This is a genomic window from Flavobacterium sp. (assembly GCF_046153165.1).
GTDB lineage: Bacteria > Bacteroidota > Bacteroidia > Flavobacteriales > Flavobacteriaceae > Flavobacterium.
Window position 1 is genome coordinate 21,872 of sequence record NZ_JBJXEN010000050.1, and the last position, 14,846, is coordinate 36,717.

General features: G+C 32.4%; 17 protein-coding genes. 11 read left to right on the forward strand and 6 right to left on the reverse strand.

The window, feature by feature from the left end:
* Positions 1-42: 42 nt before the first annotated feature.
* The 3 genes from ACKVOV_RS05835 to ACKVOV_RS05845 all read right to left on the reverse strand — a co-directional run bounded on the left by ACKVOV_RS05835 (position 43) and on the right by ACKVOV_RS05845 (position 2,208).
* On the reverse strand, positions 43-1,059 hold the full coding sequence (locus ACKVOV_RS05835; RefSeq protein WP_409205823.1) for a cytochrome-c peroxidase: 1,017 nt from the start codon (positions 1,057-1,059) through the stop codon (positions 43-45).
* A 103-nt stretch (positions 1,060-1,162) separates the two neighbouring features.
* A complete protein-coding gene (gene rnhA, locus ACKVOV_RS05840; RefSeq protein ID WP_409205824.1) occupies positions 1,163-1,642 on the reverse strand; it encodes a ribonuclease HI in 480 nt (159 codons plus the stop codon).
* Between the two features lie 2 nt (positions 1,643-1,644).
* A complete protein-coding gene (locus ACKVOV_RS05845; RefSeq protein ID WP_409205825.1) occupies positions 1,645-2,208 on the reverse strand; it encodes a phosphoribosylglycinamide formyltransferase in 564 nt (187 codons plus the stop codon).
* Positions 2,209-2,383: 175 nt separating this feature from the next.
* Between ACKVOV_RS05845 and ACKVOV_RS05850 the strand changes: the two genes are divergently transcribed.
* The 5 genes from ACKVOV_RS05850 to pyk all read left to right on the forward strand — a co-directional run bounded on the left by ACKVOV_RS05850 (position 2,384) and on the right by pyk (position 6,847).
* Entirely contained in the window at positions 2,384-2,620 is a 237-nt protein-coding gene (locus ACKVOV_RS05850; RefSeq protein ID WP_007137004.1) for an acyl carrier protein, read from the forward strand.
* A gap of 199 nt (positions 2,621-2,819) precedes the next feature.
* Complete coding sequence (fabF, locus tag ACKVOV_RS05855) at positions 2,820-4,070, forward strand: beta-ketoacyl-ACP synthase II (RefSeq protein WP_409205826.1); 1,251 nt, start codon at positions 2,820-2,822, stop codon at positions 4,068-4,070.
* 8 nt (positions 4,071-4,078) lie between these two features.
* Positions 4,079-4,819, forward strand: coding sequence for a ribonuclease III (gene rnc / locus ACKVOV_RS05860; protein WP_409205827.1), 741 nt, complete (start codon positions 4,079-4,081; stop codon positions 4,817-4,819).
* A gap of 114 nt (positions 4,820-4,933) precedes the next feature.
* A complete protein-coding gene (locus tag ACKVOV_RS05865) occupies positions 4,934-5,413 on the forward strand; it encodes an IPExxxVDY family protein (protein WP_409205828.1) in 480 nt (159 codons plus the stop codon).
* 3 nt (positions 5,414-5,416) lie between these two features.
* Positions 5,417-6,847, forward strand: a complete 1,431-nt coding sequence (pyk, locus tag ACKVOV_RS05870) for a pyruvate kinase (protein WP_409205829.1) — start codon at positions 5,417-5,419, stop codon at positions 6,845-6,847.
* A gap of 25 nt (positions 6,848-6,872) precedes the next feature.
* On the opposite strand, the gene dinB is transcribed toward pyk, so the two are convergent.
* Positions 6,873-7,952 carry a DNA polymerase IV gene (gene dinB, locus ACKVOV_RS05875; RefSeq protein ID WP_409205830.1) on the reverse strand — a complete coding sequence of 360 codons (1,080 nt, stop codon included), beginning with the start codon at positions 7,950-7,952 and terminating at the stop codon, positions 6,873-6,875.
* Positions 7,953-8,135: 183 nt separating this feature from the next.
* Here dinB and ACKVOV_RS05880 point away from each other — a divergent pair, with 183 nt between their 5' ends.
* Complete coding sequence (locus ACKVOV_RS05880) at positions 8,136-8,603, forward strand: CYTH domain-containing protein (protein ID WP_409205831.1); 468 nt, start codon at positions 8,136-8,138, stop codon at positions 8,601-8,603.
* Between the two features lie 3 nt (positions 8,604-8,606).
* On the opposite strand, the gene ACKVOV_RS05885 is transcribed toward ACKVOV_RS05880, so the two are convergent.
* Positions 8,607-9,089, reverse strand: coding sequence for a septal ring lytic transglycosylase RlpA family protein (locus ACKVOV_RS05885; RefSeq protein ID WP_409205832.1), 483 nt, complete (start codon positions 9,087-9,089; stop codon positions 8,607-8,609).
* An 86-nt stretch (positions 9,090-9,175) separates the two neighbouring features.
* On the reverse strand, positions 9,176-9,598 hold the full coding sequence (locus ACKVOV_RS05890; protein ID WP_409205833.1) for a hypothetical protein: 423 nt from the start codon (positions 9,596-9,598) through the stop codon (positions 9,176-9,178).
* Between the two features lie 160 nt (positions 9,599-9,758).
* On the opposite strand from ACKVOV_RS05890, the gene ACKVOV_RS05895 reads away from it, so the two are divergent.
* From ACKVOV_RS05895 to ACKVOV_RS05915, 5 genes are all read left to right on the forward strand, one after another.
* Entirely contained in the window at positions 9,759-10,100 is a 342-nt protein-coding gene (locus ACKVOV_RS05895) for a T9SS type A sorting domain-containing protein (RefSeq protein WP_409205834.1), read from the forward strand.
* Between the two features lie 108 nt (positions 10,101-10,208).
* Positions 10,209-11,948 (forward strand): T9SS type A sorting domain-containing protein, encoded by a 1,740-nt coding sequence (locus ACKVOV_RS05900; RefSeq protein WP_409205835.1) that lies wholly within the window; start codon positions 10,209-10,211, stop codon positions 11,946-11,948.
* Between the two features lie 101 nt (positions 11,949-12,049).
* Positions 12,050-13,063 (forward strand): T9SS type A sorting domain-containing protein, encoded by a 1,014-nt coding sequence (locus ACKVOV_RS05905; protein WP_409205836.1) that lies wholly within the window; start codon positions 12,050-12,052, stop codon positions 13,061-13,063.
* A gap of 327 nt (positions 13,064-13,390) precedes the next feature.
* Entirely contained in the window at positions 13,391-13,780 is a 390-nt protein-coding gene (locus ACKVOV_RS05910) for a hypothetical protein (protein WP_409205837.1), read from the forward strand.
* Between the two features lie 73 nt (positions 13,781-13,853).
* Entirely contained in the window at positions 13,854-14,834 is a 981-nt protein-coding gene (locus ACKVOV_RS05915) for an acyl transferase (protein ID WP_409205838.1), read from the forward strand.
* The last annotated feature ends 12 nt before the right edge of the window (positions 14,835-14,846 follow it).

Sequence of the window (14,846 nt, forward strand, 5' to 3'; positions counted from 1 at the left end):
AGAATTAGCCCTTTTAAAAATTATTATAAAATGTGATTGTTTTTATTGTTTGTATTTAGCATCGGTATCGGCTGTCAATGTTTTTAGATAAGCTTCAATATCTTTAATATCATTATCTGACAAATCTTTGTTTACTTGTAATTTCCCCATAATTTTTATGGCTTCTTTTAGCGAAACAACAGAGCCATCATGGAAATAAGGGTATGTTTTTTCAACATTTCTTAAACTAGGTACTTTAAACATAAATTGATCTCCTTCTTTTTTAGTCCTATCAAAAAGACCTTTATCTATTTTTTTGCTATTCGTCAATTTAGCATAATCTCCATAAAGACCAAATTTTTGCATAAGCTGTCCGCCAATCGCTACACCACTGTGACAAGTAGTACACCCATTATCAACAAAAGCTGTTAATCCTTTCTTCTCTTGTTCGTTAATTGCATTTTCATTTCCATCTAAATAATCGTCAAATTTACTTGTTGGGTTTAACTGACGTTCAAATGCTCCAATGGCATTAGTAATGTTTACAAATGTTATTGGTTCTTTGTCATTTGGAAATACACTTTTAAAAGCATTTTGATATTCAGGAATTGCCCTTAATTTTTTTTCTAAGAATTCTTTACTAGGCAAACTATGCTCTACAGGATTCAACAAAGGACCACCAGCCTGTTCTTCAACATCTTTTGCTCTTCCGTCCCAAAACTGCATGGCATGAAGGGATGCGTAAATAACAGAGGGTGAATTACGACCACCCAACTCTTTTGTATCTCCAAGAGAAAAAGATTTGTTATCAACACCAAAAGTGGCAAGATTATGGCAAGAATTACAACTGATTGTTCCATTTTTTGATAAGGCTTTGTCAAAAAACAATTTTTTCCCCAAATCTATTTTATTTTGTGGAACGGGAGCATACTCAATGGTTGAAATTGATTTAAAAAAAAGAGAGACTTTTTTCATAAGTTCTGATTTTTCAGCGACTTGTGGTTTAGAAAAATCTTGTTCAGCTTCTTTTTTACAAGCAAATAAAACTAGTCCAGCGAAAATAAAGATTGTTTTTTTCATAATATTGTAATTTAATGTTACAAGATTACGCTTTTATTGATTTGTGAAAAATGATAATTATCACAAATTCAATTACTTAAGTAAATCTTAAGCAAGTAATAAATTACAAAAGTTTATTGTCTTCTTTCTCATAAAAAGCATCAATCGAAAGTGTTTTTTGACTAGATGCAAAAACTGCTAATTCATCACATCGTTCGTTTTGAGGATGGTTATTATGCCCTTTTATCCATTTGAAATCGACTTGGTGTTTTCTGTAAATAATTAAAAACCGTTTCCATAAATCGGAATTTTTTCGGTCTACAAATCCTTTTTTCTCCCAACCTAAAACCCATTTTTTTTCGACAGAATCAACAACGTACTTAGAATCTGAAATAACTAAAACTTTCATGTCTGGTTTTTTTAGTTTTTCTAAACCCACAATTACGGCTAATAGTTCCATCCTGTTGTTAGTTGTATGTCTAAACCCTTCGTAAAACTCTTTTTTGAAAGAGGTACCAACTAATTCCATGACCACGCCATAGCCACCTGGCCCAGGATTACCTTTGGCAGCACCATCTGTATATATATGTACTTCGTATTTCAATTTTAGGTTGTTAGGAGTTTTTCAATTTCTTTAGGGAAATATTCCATTTCTAGTTCATGAATTCTTTGAGCAATTTCTTCTGGTTCTTTACAATTTACAATCGAAACATTTTTTTGAAAAATAAATTCGCCTTCATCATAATTCTTATTTACATAATGAATGGTAATTCCGGTTTCAGGTTCTTTATTTTCCAGAACTGCTTTGTGTACATTCATTCCGTACATTCCTTTTCCACCATATTTTGGAAGTAAAGCTGGGTGAATATTTATTATTTTATTAGGAAAGGCTTCAACAATAGTTTCAGGAAATTTTAATAGAAAACCCGCCAGAACAATTAAATCTGGATTTATTTTATTTATCTTACTTAAAATGGTACCGTCAGAAAGTTCTGCTTTACTAAATATTTCGGTAGAAACCTGGAGCTGATTTGCTTTTTCTAAAACTTTGGCATGTAGATTGTTAGTAAATACAGTGACTACGTTTGCTAGATTTTTGTTTTTAAAATGTAATATGATATTTTCGGCATTAGAACCCGACCCTGAAGCAAATATTACAATCTTTTTCATTTATCCTGTGATTTATATTACGCAAAAAAAAGAATAATAAATGATAAATAATTAAAATTAAACGTCTTTGTGAAATTATTTTTTTAAATTCGTAGTCAGATTTATTAACTAAAATGTGGTTTTAAGATAAAGTTTTTTATTTTTGCCATCAAATTAAAAATTAAAATTAAAGATTATGTCAGACATTGCATCAAGAGTAAAAGCGATTATCGTAGACAAATTAGGCGTTGACGAGAACGAAGTTGTAACAGAAGCAAGCTTCACAAACGATTTAGGAGCTGATTCATTAGACACTGTTGAGCTAATTATGGAGTTCGAAAAAGAATTTGACATTCAAATTCCAGACGACCAAGCTGAAAACATTGCTACGGTAGGTCAAGCGATTTCTTACATTGAAGAAGCTAAAAAATAATACTCAAAGACATCTGTAAGTGAAATACCTTACAGATGTTATTATTTTTTTAATGTCTTTTCAAAATCTTTCGTAGATTTGTAAAAAACACTGATTGTATTACAATCATAAAATATTTATGTAATACCACCCATTGTTTCTTTTAGTAATAATTAAAAGTACGCTGGGTTTTTTTATATTAAACAAAATCAACTAAACTATGCAATTAAAGCGAGTAGTAGTAACTGGATTAGGAGCACTAACACCAATTGGAAATAACGTTCAAGAGTATTGGGAAGGATTAATAAGCGGAAAAAGCGGTGCTGCTCCCATTACTTATTATGATACTGAAAAACACAAAACTAAATTTGCTTGCGAGATAAAAAACTTCAATATAGAAGATTTTATGGATCGTAAAGAGGCAAGAAGAATGGATAAATTTGCACAATATGCTGTTGCTGCAAGTGAAGAAGCGATTAAAGATGCTGCAATAACAGATACAAATGTTGACAAACAAAGAGTTGGTGTTATTTGGGGAGCTGGAATTGGCGGTTTAGAAACTTTTCAAGAAGAAGTAATGAGTTATGCTAAAGGAGATGGCACCCCAAGATTTAATCCTTTTTTTATCCCAAAAATGATTGCTGATATTGCTCCTGCACATATTTCTATGAGAAACGGATTTATGGGTCCTAACTACACTACTGTTTCTGCTTGTGCCTCTTCTTCAAACGCAATGATTGATGCTTTCAATTATATACGTTTAGGAATGTGTGATATTATTGTTTCTGGGGGATCAGAAGCTGCAGTAACAATAGCAGGTATGGGAGGTTTTAATTCTATGCAAGCTTTATCTACAAGAAATGACAGTCCAGAAACTGCTTCAAGACCATTTGATGCTAACCGTGACGGATTTGTACTTGGCGAAGGTGCTGGTGCAATTGTTCTAGAAGAATATGAGCACGCTAAAGCACGTGGTGCAAAAATATATTGTGAAGTTGGCGGAGGCGGAATGTCGTCTGATGCTTATCACTTAACAGCGCCACATCCTGAAGGAATAGGTGTTATTGCAGTAATGAAAAACACACTTCGTGATGCTGGAATGAATCCTGAAGATGTAGATCATATAAACACTCATGGAACTTCAACTCCACTTGGTGATGTTGCAGAATTGAAAGCGATAAGTCATGTTTTTGGTGCTCATGCTAAGAACATTAATATTAATTCAACAAAATCGATGACTGGACACTTACTGGGTGCAGCAGGTGCTATCGAAGCAATTGCATCAATACTTGCAATAAAACATGGAATAGTTCCTCCTACAATAAACCACACAACTATTGACGAAAACATTAACCCAGAATTAAACTTAACACTTAATTTTGCTCAAAAAAGAGAAGTAAAAGTCGCTATGAGTAATACTTTTGGTTTTGGCGGTCACAACGCTTGTGTTCTATTTAAAAAATTAGATTAATTACTCTTATGAGTATTATTAAAAAAATATTTTCAAATTCCCGTTCTCCAGAGGACGGGAATTTTTTTGATAAACTTGAGAAAATCTTAGGATTTAAACCTTTAAATCTCATTCACTTTCGTAAAGCATTTACGCACCGATCGATGAATAAATTAGATGAAAAAGGCAATCCTATGAATTATGAGCGACTAGAATTTATGGGAGATGCTATGCTAGGAAGTGTGATAGCTGCTCACTTATTTAATATGGTTCCTGATGGAGACGAAGGTTATCTTACTAAAATGCGATCTAAAATTGTTAGTCGAGAACATCTAAATGAACTAGGAAAAGATCTTAATCTTATTCAGTTTTTAGAAAGTAAAGTTACAATACAAAATTTTGGAGAAAACATACACGGAAATCTTTTTGAAGCTTTTATAGGAGCCATTTATCTAGACAGAGGTTTTGCATATTGTGAAAAATTTATTCATAAAAAAGTAATCAAACCTTATGTAGATATCGACAAACTAGAAGGTAAAGTTATTAGTTATAAAAGTCTTGTCATTGAATGGTGCCAAAAAGAAAAAAGACAATTTCACTATGATATTTATGAAGATGATGATGCAGGAAAACTAAAATATTTTGGTGTAAAATTAAGTATTGATGGTAAAGTTATATCAAAAGCTCGAGCAACATCAAAAAAGAAAGCAGAAGAAATAGCATCAAAAAGAGCATATTTTGCATTTCAAACAAAAATAGACGGCAAATAATTCGTTTATTTTAAAACTATAACGTTATCGTTAACAATTTAACAAAAACCTAATTTTGTTAACTGGTTTTTAACTAATAGAAATACTATCTTTACATCTTATTTTTAGTGCTTTATGGCGATTCATAAATTACATCTTGAGGATTTTGACCAAGTCGATTATAACTTAATTGCCATTCATACCTCACAAGAAGATTATAAACTAGCATTTAAACTAAATCAGAAATTAACCATTTCACTTAGTAAAAATGAAAATGAAATTCCTGTTGAAATTCAGGAAAAAGTAAGTCATTTTTCTCGTTTCACCTTTGATGATGAAGAAAAAATGGTGGTTTGGGATTTAATTCAAAATAAACAAAAAATCGATTTACCTAATGAAGATGTAGTCGCCAATTTGTTTGAAAATAAAAATTTTACAAGACGAATTTCCTTGGTTTCCGAACTAAAAAAAGTAGATTATTTTCTAAAAATAGAACATGATTCTCAATACAAAATAAAAGATATTATAAACAAAATAAACAAAATTGATTCTATAAGTGCCGTTTATGAAGTAAACGCAAACGAAATAAAATCAAAAAATAATTTAATTTTCTAAAAAATGCCAACAATAAAAAAAACAAAAATTGTAGCCACACTTGGACCAGCATGTAGTACAAAAGAAGTATTAAATGACATGATTAAAGCTGGAGTAAATGTTTTCAGGATTAATTTTTCACATGCAGATTATGATGATGTAAAATCCAAAATAGATATAATTAGAGGTTTAAACGAAGAATTTGGTTACACTACAGCTATTCTTGGTGACTTGCAAGGACCTAAACTTCGTGTTGGCGTGATGAAAGAAGATGTGGTCGTAAATCCAGGTGACATCATCACTTTTCAAACTGCAGAAGATGTTCCAGGAACTGCCGATAGAGTTTACATGAACTATAAAGAGTTTCCAAAAGATGTAAATCCAGGCGAAAAAATTCTTCTTGATGACGGAAAACTAATGTTTGAAGCCATCGAAACTAATAGAAAAACCGAAGTGATTTGTAAAGTTATTCAAGGTGGTCCTTTAAAATCTAAAAAAGGGGTAAATCTTCCTAACACTAAAGTTTCTCTTCCTGCCTTAACAAAAAAAGATATAAAAGACGCCATTTTTGCTATCGAACAAAAAGTAGATTGGATAGCACTTTCCTTTGTAAGAACAGCGGAAGATTTAATAGAGTTACAACAATTAATCTCAAAACATTCTGATTATAAAATTCCGATTATTGCCAAAATAGAAAAACCTGAAGGAGTTGCAAACATAGATAAAATTGTTGCTTATTGCGACGGTCTAATGGTAGCTCGTGGAGATTTAGGAGTAGAAGTTCCTGCTCACGAAGTCCCTCTTATTCAGAAAAAACTAATACACAGAGCAAAAACAGCTCGTATCCCAGTAATTGTTGCCACACAAATGATGGAAACCATGATTACAAGCCTTACACCAACTCGTGCCGAGGTAAATGATGTTGCAAATTCTGTTATGGATGGTGCTGATGCTGTAATGCTTTCTGGCGAAACATCTGTTGGAAACTACCCTGTTCAGGTTATCGAACAAATGACACAAATTATTGAAGCCGTAGAAGATTCTCCACTTATTCAAGTGCCACAAAACACACCACAAATTCGTACCAATCGTTTTATCACAAAAACTATTTGTCACCATGCTGCAACGATGGCAAATGTGATTAAAGCCAAAGCAATTTGTACCTTAACCAATAGTGGATACACTGCTTTTCAGATTTCTGCATGGCGACCATCGGCTCATATTTTAGTTTTTACTTCTAACAAAAGGATTCTTACCCAACTTAATTTACTTTGGGGTGTAAAATCATTTTATTATGACAAATTTGTAAGTACCGATGACACTGTGACCGATGTAAATGAAATAGCACGTGTAAAAGGATTTGTAGAAAAAGGTGATTTCTTAATAAATCTAGCAGCTATGCCAGTAACCGACAAAGGAATGGTAAACACACTGAGAGTTTCTGAGATTGAGTAATTAGATTTCAGCTTTTGTGGAAAAGTTAAAATTCAAACCGTAGTTGCACAACTACGGTTTTTTTTATCTCCGTATTCAAATTAGCGAGAGAAATTCCGAGTAATCGCACCGAATCTTTCATTCGTTCTTGGTATAACAATTCTTTGACAGTTTCAAAAATAATTCCTTTGTCAGACACAAAATAAGGCAAAGTTTTACTTCGAGTTTGTTGGGTAAAATCGGAGTATTTTATTTTTAATGTAATGGTTTTTCCTGATATTTTGTATTTTTGAAGTCTTCTTTCGAGTTCGGAAGCAATTCGTTCCAATCGTTCTGCCATAAATATTTCGGAAGTAAGATTAGTGTCAAATGTATGTTCGGCAGCGACCGATTTTGTAGTTCGATTGGGTTTTACTTCACTGTTGTGAATGCCACGCACAATCTTGTAATACTGAGCGCCACTTTTACCAAAATGCTCCTCGAGGTATTCGGACGTTTTTCTTTTTAAATCTTTTCCTGTAAAAATCCCATGTTGGTACATTTTCTCGGTAGTTACTTTCCCAATTCCGTAAAATTTTTTAATATCTAAAGCTTCCAAGAAATCTTCAATTTCTTCTGGATTAATGGTTTTTTGTCCGTTGGGTTTGTTATAATCCGAAGCGATTTTTGCTACAAACTTATTAGCCGATATTCCTGCCGAAGCAGTTAGCCCAACCTCATCGAAAATGCGCTTTCTAATTTCTTGTGCAATCAAAGTCGCACTAGGATTTCCTTTTTTATTTTGGGTAACATCTAGATAAGCTTCGTCGAGCGATAAAGGTTCGACTAAATCTGTATATTCATAAAATATTTTTTGAATTTTTTTCGAAATCTCTCGATATCTATCAAAACGAGGCGGAACGAAAATTAAATCGGGGCAATTTCGCTTGGCTTGCGCACCACTCATCGCACTACGAACACCAAATTTTCGCGCTTCGTAACTTGCTGCCGAAACGACACCACGAATTTCACTTCCGCCAACAGCCAATGGTTTTCCCTTTAGGTCAGGATTATCCATTTGCTCGACCGATGCATAAAAGGCATCCATATCGATATGAATTATTTTTCGCTGTATATTATCGGACATGGTACAAATTTAAAAAAATTACCTCGAGATTTGTAGAGATGAAACTAAGATTAGTAAAGTTTGCTTTCTGAAAAATCATATCTTTGGTAACGAAACCCATAGCCCAGATTGCAACGAAAATCCTTTGTTTTTTTCTTTAAAAAAATAAAGATTGCAGTGTAAAGCTGGAATAGCTTCCAAAAAATGATAGAAATAGAACGCAAATTTTTAGTTTTAAATAATGATTTTATTGCTTTGGCTGTTGCCAAAAATAGAATCGTACAAGGTTATTTAAATTCTAATCCTGAGCGAACGGTTCGTGTAAGAATTAAGGGAAGTAAAGGTTTTTTGACTATAAAAGGTAAAGGTAACGACTCAGGAACAACAAGATTAGAATGGGAAACCGAAATCCCATTAGCTGAAGCTGAAAAATTATTATCTATTTGCGAAAATGGCGTGATTGACAAAATCAGATATGAAATCCCTTTAGGAAAGCACATCTATGAAGTTGATGTTTTTGCTGGAGAAAACAACGGTTTGATTATTGCAGAAATAGAACTCGATGACGAAAACGAAAGTTTCGAAAAACCAAATTGGTTAGGTCAAGAAGTTACGGGTGATAATAGATATTACAATGCTTATTTGAGCAATAATCCTTTTGGAAGCTGGTAAAAATTACTTTTTCTTCATCACTTCGATGGTCACTAATGTTTCTCCGCCACCTTTGTTAGAGGTCATTTGCATATAAGCACGTCGTGATAAATCTATTTCTCTTCCTTTTACAAATGGACCACGATCGGTTACTGTAACTATGACATGTTTTCCGTTTCGCTCATTTGTAATACGCAACATGGTTCCAAAAGCGAACTTACGGTGCGCTGCTGTGAGTTTGTTATTATCGAAACGGGTGCCACTTGCAGTACGCTTTCCGTGAAATCTTTTGGCATAATACGAGGCGTGGGCTTTTCTTTTGTATAATTTATAGGTAAAATTGCCTTCTATAAGCAAACTGTCTATCGCTACCGAATCGACCTTGACTGTATCTTGAACTGGTCTTATAGAAAAAGATTGTTTATCGAATTTTTTGAACGAAAAACTAGAAATTAGTATCGCTGCTATTGTTGTGGTAATTACCAGAAAAAATTTATCTTTCATCATAATTTTAATTAATTATTATTACACACTTGTCAAATACCATACCCAAAAATAAAAAAGCCTTAATAAATAAGACTTTTTTTAAATTATTAGAACCACAATGACCACGGAATTCTACTTAATATAAGTAACAATCCTAGTCCATAAAATATTGCAATTGCTTTAAACTTATTTTTACCTTCTAATGCTTTTTTATGTTTAGACCAACCTATTGTGATTAGTATGATGGCTATAACATTAGTTAACGGATGCTCTAACGAGGTTAGTCGCAAAGCTGCATTTTTCATGTCACCAAAAGCTGACAACCCCAAAGGTGACAGAAAATATAATACCAACCCAACTGTAAGTTGTATGTGTGTCACTATAAGCGCAAATAATGCAATTTTCTTGTCTTTTGCGAAAAATTCTCTTTTAGATAAGAATCCTAAAGTACTGTTTGCAACAGCTACAACTAGCAGTAACAAGGCTAAATATGCCCAGCCAGAGTGAAATTTTTGAATAAAATCGTACATTTTTTTGTTTTTAGTTTAAACAAATATAAACAAAAAATATAACGGATTTAAAACTTACACAATAGAAATTGAAACATAATGAAATGTTAAAAAAGATTTGATTTGCTTTTTGGTACGGTATTTGAATTAATTTTATATCTTTACCCTATTATTGATTTCGATGAAGAAAAACTACATTTATATTACATTATTTAGCCTTTTGTTTTCGTTGAGCGCCTTAGCTCAAGACGGGAAGCAATCTTCATTGTCAGCAAAAACCCAAGAACAACAGTTTGACAATCTAAACGTATACCCAAACCCAGTAGGAAACGGTCGTGTATATATCACCTCAAAAACTAGTGCTCCTAAAGATATCGAGATTTTTGATGTTTTAGGAAAACGTGTAATGCAACTCACAATATCTACTAAGGAGCTAAATGTTTCTACATTATCTCCAGGAGTTTACATTATAAAAATAAAAGAAGGCGAGCAACGCGCCACTAGAAAACTCATTATCAAGTAATTGATTTTTTAATATTATTTTTTAATTTAATATTTTATTTACATTAGTTTCTTTCTCATAAAGAAATTACTATTACCTTTGTAGTCCAATTTTTAAACAAATAGAAAAATGAAAAAAATTTACTTATTAGCATTAACTTTAGTTAGTGCAATGTCTTTTGGACAAGTAGTAATTAGCCAAGTATATGGTGGTGGTGGAAACGCAAGCGCAACTTACACTAACGATTTTGTTGAATTATACAACAAAGGAGCTGCATCTGTGGATATTTCGGGTTGGTCAGTTCAGTATGCAAGTGCAACTGGTACTGCTTGGGCTGTTAACGCAATCCCTGCTGCTTCATCAATTGGAGCTGGAAAATATTTTTTAGTTAAATTAGCTGGAAGTACAGTAGGTATTGCTTTGCCAACTCCTGATGCGGATATAACAACATCGCCTTCAAATTTGTCTGGAACAGCTGGTAAGGTTGCATTAGTAAATAACATTACTGCTTTATCAGGAGCTGTTGTTACAACTGGATATATAGATTTATTAGGTTATGGATCAACTGCAACTTCATCTGAAACTGCAATTTTTTCAACAACAGGAACCAACAATACTATTTCTTTTCAAAGAGGAAACAATGGATGTAATGACACAAACAACAATTCAACAGATTTTGCTTTAGGAAGTGTAAATCCAAGAAACTCTTCAGTAGCTGCTTATAGTTGTACTGTACCAACTATTTCAATAACTTCACCAGCAAATGCAACAATATTTTCTCCAGAGACAACAACTGTAAATGTAGTTTTGTCTGTAAACAATTTTAATGTTGCAAACGGTACAGGCAACGGTCATATTCACTACACAATAAATGGTGGAGCAACTGTTATGAAATACGACACAACTCCTATTGCAGTTCCTACAACTCCAGGATCATATACAGTTTATGTAGAGTTAGTAGATAATACTCATACTCCTATTGTTCCAGCAAAAAATGCTACAGTAACATTTACAGTAGCAAGTTATACAAATGCCGCAACTTTAGCTGCTGTTAGAGCTGCTGGAATAAATGCTTGGGTAAATTACACTGGAACTTCTGTAGTTTCTTTTTCAAGACCACTTACAGGAGGACGTAATCAAAAATACATTCAAGATGCTACAGCTGGAATATTAGTTGACGATAGTGCTGGTTTAATTACAACTCCATTTGTTATTGGAGATGGTATTTCTAACATAAAAGGACAATTAATAAATTTTAGTGGTGTTATGGAATTTGTTCCTAACCAAGATGCTACAAAACCATCTACAGGAAATACAATCACACCGCAAGTTGTATCTCTTGCAACTATTGCAGGAAACATAGATGCTTACGAAAGCCAATTAGTACAAATAAACGGAGTTAATTTTACTGCTGCTGATGGTACTGCTGTATTTGTTGTAAACACTGATACTGCTATTAATGACGGAACAGCTTCTCTTTTTAGACCAATGTTTCCAGCTACAGAAGTTGACTACATAGGTGCTGTAATACCAACTGGCGCAAGAAATATTGCGGTAATTGTTTCAGAAAACACAGGTGTTCTTAAAGTTGTTGCTCGTTCGTTAGCAGAATTAACATTATCTAGAAGCAGTTTCGATGCAATTTCAGGATTGAAAATATACCCAAACCCTGCTAAAAACTTATTAAACATTACTTCTGATAGTTTTGAAACAAAAACTGTAGCAATATATAATGTATTAGGAGCTCAAGTTCTTGCTGCAAATGTAACTAATGCACCAATAAACGTTGCTTCATTAAGCAAAGGTGTTTATGTAGTAAAAGTTACTGAAGAAGGCAAAACAGCTACTAGAAAGTTAGTTATCGAGTAATCTTTAACAAGAATTTATATATCTTTAAAGCTCCAAATATTTTGGAGCTTTTTTATTTATCAACTTTCACAAAGCCTTTATATTAAAGTTCTTAATACCTTATGAAAACATCCTTCTCTATATTTATAATATTTATTTACAATATATCATTTGCTCAACTTACTGATTCCTTTACTGGAACTGGTTCATTAATTACTAATGGATGGTATAATCACAATGGAGTTTCAGGGCAAATAATGATTTCTCCAGGCTCTTTAAACTATTCTGGCTTAACAACATTTACGGGGAATAAAATTTCTCTCATATCAGGTAATACTGAGGATGTAAATAAAAGCATTGGAACACCTATAAACACAACCGCATATTATTCTGTAGTAGTTAATGTTCCAAATACCAATGGGCTAACTACAGTTGGCAGCTGTTCTTTGCACTTTGCCAACACTGAAGCTAGACCTCCAGATGCTTTACCACTACCATTTCTTGGGAAATTATATTTTAAAACTGGATCAACTTTAGGAACATTTAATATAGGAGTTTATAATTATGGGGTAAATTATATTGATAACATTTTCAATACAATTTATGACAATCCTACTTATGCAACTACAGATTTTAGCATAAACAATAATTTATTCGTAGTTGTTAAATATGAAGTGGCAACAAATACTGCCTCATTATTTATTAATCCAATATTAAATTCTAATGAGCCAACGCCTACAGCAGTAAACTCTTTAGGAATAGGCATACAAACAACGGTTGGTGCAATTGCATTCAGACAGTATGAAGGATCACTTTCAGGAACTGGTAATATCGAGTATTCAAATCTTAGAGTGGCAGACAACTGGGCATATGTAACAAATGGTACTCTCGGAACTCAAAAAAATTCAATTTCAGGATTAAAAATATACCCAAACCCAGCTAAAAACTTATTAAACATTACTTCTGATAGTTTTGAAACAAAAACTGTAGCAATATATAATGTATTAGGAGCTCAAGTTCTTTCTGCAAATGTAACTAATGCGCCAATAAACGTTGCTTCATTAAGCAAAGGTGTTTATGTAGTAAAAATTACTGAAGAAGGTAAAACAGCTACTAGAAAGTTAGTTATCGAGTAATTTATTTTTTAAAAATATTTAAAGAAACCGTCTCAATATTTATACGAGACGGTTTCTTTGTTTAATATCATTCCCTTATACTAACAAAATTTGATTGTTTGTGTAATCACAATAACAAAACAACCCTTTTACAATAATAGAACTGCACGAAATTAATGAGATTTATATCACTAATTTTAGTTAGAAAAAACAAGGGTAAATACCTTATTTATAGCAAGTTAATGCTTTTTATCGAAAAAAATAACGCTGTTAACGATTATATTGTTTTATAAAAAAGCTTCTCGCTAGTTTTGTCTCGAAATTAAATCACTAAATATAAACAACGAGATGAAAACTATTTATTTATTATTATTACTAAGCATTAATTCTATAGCGAATACAACTAACGAAGAAAACGGTATAAACACAAAACCGAAGACTACAATTGAAGCATTTTACAATAGCGAAATAATTAAAAAACCCGCATCTGAGAGCGATTCTATTTCAGGGTTGAAGATTATAAGTTATGATTCTGAAAAACATGGAAAACATATTTATATAGTCTCTGACATATATACTATGAAAAAAATTTCGTTCTTTAATAAAAAAGGAAGAAAGGTTTTTACAACTTCTACTATTGGTTCACCTATATACCTTTCAAAATTTAAAAAAGGAGTATATACAATTAAAGTTGTTGAAAATGATAAAACCGAAATAAAAGAATTTGCAATAAATTAGCACATACCAAACAAATCTTGAAGTCCTACATTGTGGGACTTTTTTTATTTCCTTACTTTTACAAAAAAATTAATTGTTTAATACCTCCGACATATTTCAAATCGATTCCAAAAAAGAATTCGATAAAATTTCTCTCAAATTATTTCGTTTTCAATACGATAATAACGAAGTATATAAGCAGTTTTGTGATTTTTTAAACAAGGATAAAACCAATGTAAAAAAAATTGAAGACATTCCTTTTTTGCCCATACAGTTTTTTAAATCCCATGAGATTTTAAGCTCTAAAGAAGTCATTCAAGCTACTTTTACCAGTAGCGGAACCACAGGAGTGATTACCAGCAAACATTTAGTTACAAATGTTTCTCTGTACGAAAACAGTTATCGCAATGCCTTTTCTCAATTTTACGGAAACATAGAAGATTATGTAATTTTGGCTTTACTTCCTTCCTATTTAGAACGAGAAGGTTCGTCGCTAATTTATATGGTCGATGATTTAATAAAACAAACAAATAATCCTGATAGTGGTTTTTACCTTCACAACCACGAAGAATTAATTCAAAAGCTTATCGCTTTAGACAATAAAGGACAAAACGTCATTCTCATTGGGGTTACTTACGCTTTGTTAGATTTGGTCGAAAAACAAAAATTTAATCTAAAAAATACCATTATCATGGAAACTGGTGGTATGAAAGGTAAAAGAAAAGAAATGATCCGCGAAGAATTACACGAACAACTTTGCGATGGTTTTGGTGTAAATGCGATACATTCTGAATACGGAATGACTGAATTATTATCTCAGGCTTATTCTCTTGGAAATGGCATATTTGAATGTCCAAATTGGATGCAAATACTAGTTCGCGATACCGAAGATGCTCTAACCTATATTGAAAGCGGAAAAACAGGTGGAATTAATGTTATCGATTTAGCTAATATTAATTCTTGTGCTTTTATTGCCACTCAAGATTTGGGCAAGAAATACAAAAATAATACGTTTGAGATTTTAGGCCGTTTCGACAATTCCGATATTCGTGGTTGTAATTTGATGGTTTTATAAAATTATTATACA

Coding starts and splice junctions, on each gene's coding strand:
- ACKVOV_RS05890 (WP_409205833.1), bottom strand. CDS start 9,598: ATGTACGATTTTATTCAAAAATTTCACTCTGGCTGGGCATATTTAGCC.
- ACKVOV_RS05880 (WP_409205831.1), top strand. CDS start 8,136: ATGATAGAAATAGAACGCAAATTTTTAGTTTTAAATAATGATTTTATT.
- ACKVOV_RS05905 (WP_409205836.1), top strand. CDS start 12,050: ATGAAAACATCCTTCTCTATATTTATAATATTTATTTACAATATATCA.
- ACKVOV_RS05910 (WP_409205837.1), top strand. CDS start 13,391: ATGAAAACTATTTATTTATTATTATTACTAAGCATTAATTCTATAGCG.
- pyk (WP_409205829.1), top strand. CDS start 5,417: ATGCCAACAATAAAAAAAACAAAAATTGTAGCCACACTTGGACCAGCA.
- ACKVOV_RS05835 (WP_409205823.1), bottom strand. CDS start 1,059: ATGAAAAAAACAATCTTTATTTTCGCTGGACTAGTTTTATTTGCTTGT.
- ACKVOV_RS05885 (WP_409205832.1), bottom strand. CDS start 9,089: ATGATGAAAGATAAATTTTTTCTGGTAATTACCACAACAATAGCAGCG.
- fabF (WP_409205826.1), top strand. CDS start 2,820: ATGCAATTAAAGCGAGTAGTAGTAACTGGATTAGGAGCACTAACACCA.
- ACKVOV_RS05865 (WP_409205828.1), top strand. CDS start 4,934: ATGGCGATTCATAAATTACATCTTGAGGATTTTGACCAAGTCGATTAT.
- ACKVOV_RS05895 (WP_409205834.1), top strand. CDS start 9,759: ATGAAGAAAAACTACATTTATATTACATTATTTAGCCTTTTGTTTTCG.
- dinB (WP_409205830.1), bottom strand. CDS start 7,952: ATGTCCGATAATATACAGCGAAAAATAATTCATATCGATATGGATGCC.
- rnc (WP_409205827.1), top strand. CDS start 4,079: ATGAGTATTATTAAAAAAATATTTTCAAATTCCCGTTCTCCAGAGGAC.
- ACKVOV_RS05845 (WP_409205825.1), bottom strand. CDS start 2,208: ATGAAAAAGATTGTAATATTTGCTTCAGGGTCGGGTTCTAATGCCGAA.
- ACKVOV_RS05850 (WP_007137004.1), top strand. CDS start 2,384: ATGTCAGACATTGCATCAAGAGTAAAAGCGATTATCGTAGACAAATTA.
- ACKVOV_RS05900 (WP_409205835.1), top strand. CDS start 10,209: ATGAAAAAAATTTACTTATTAGCATTAACTTTAGTTAGTGCAATGTCT.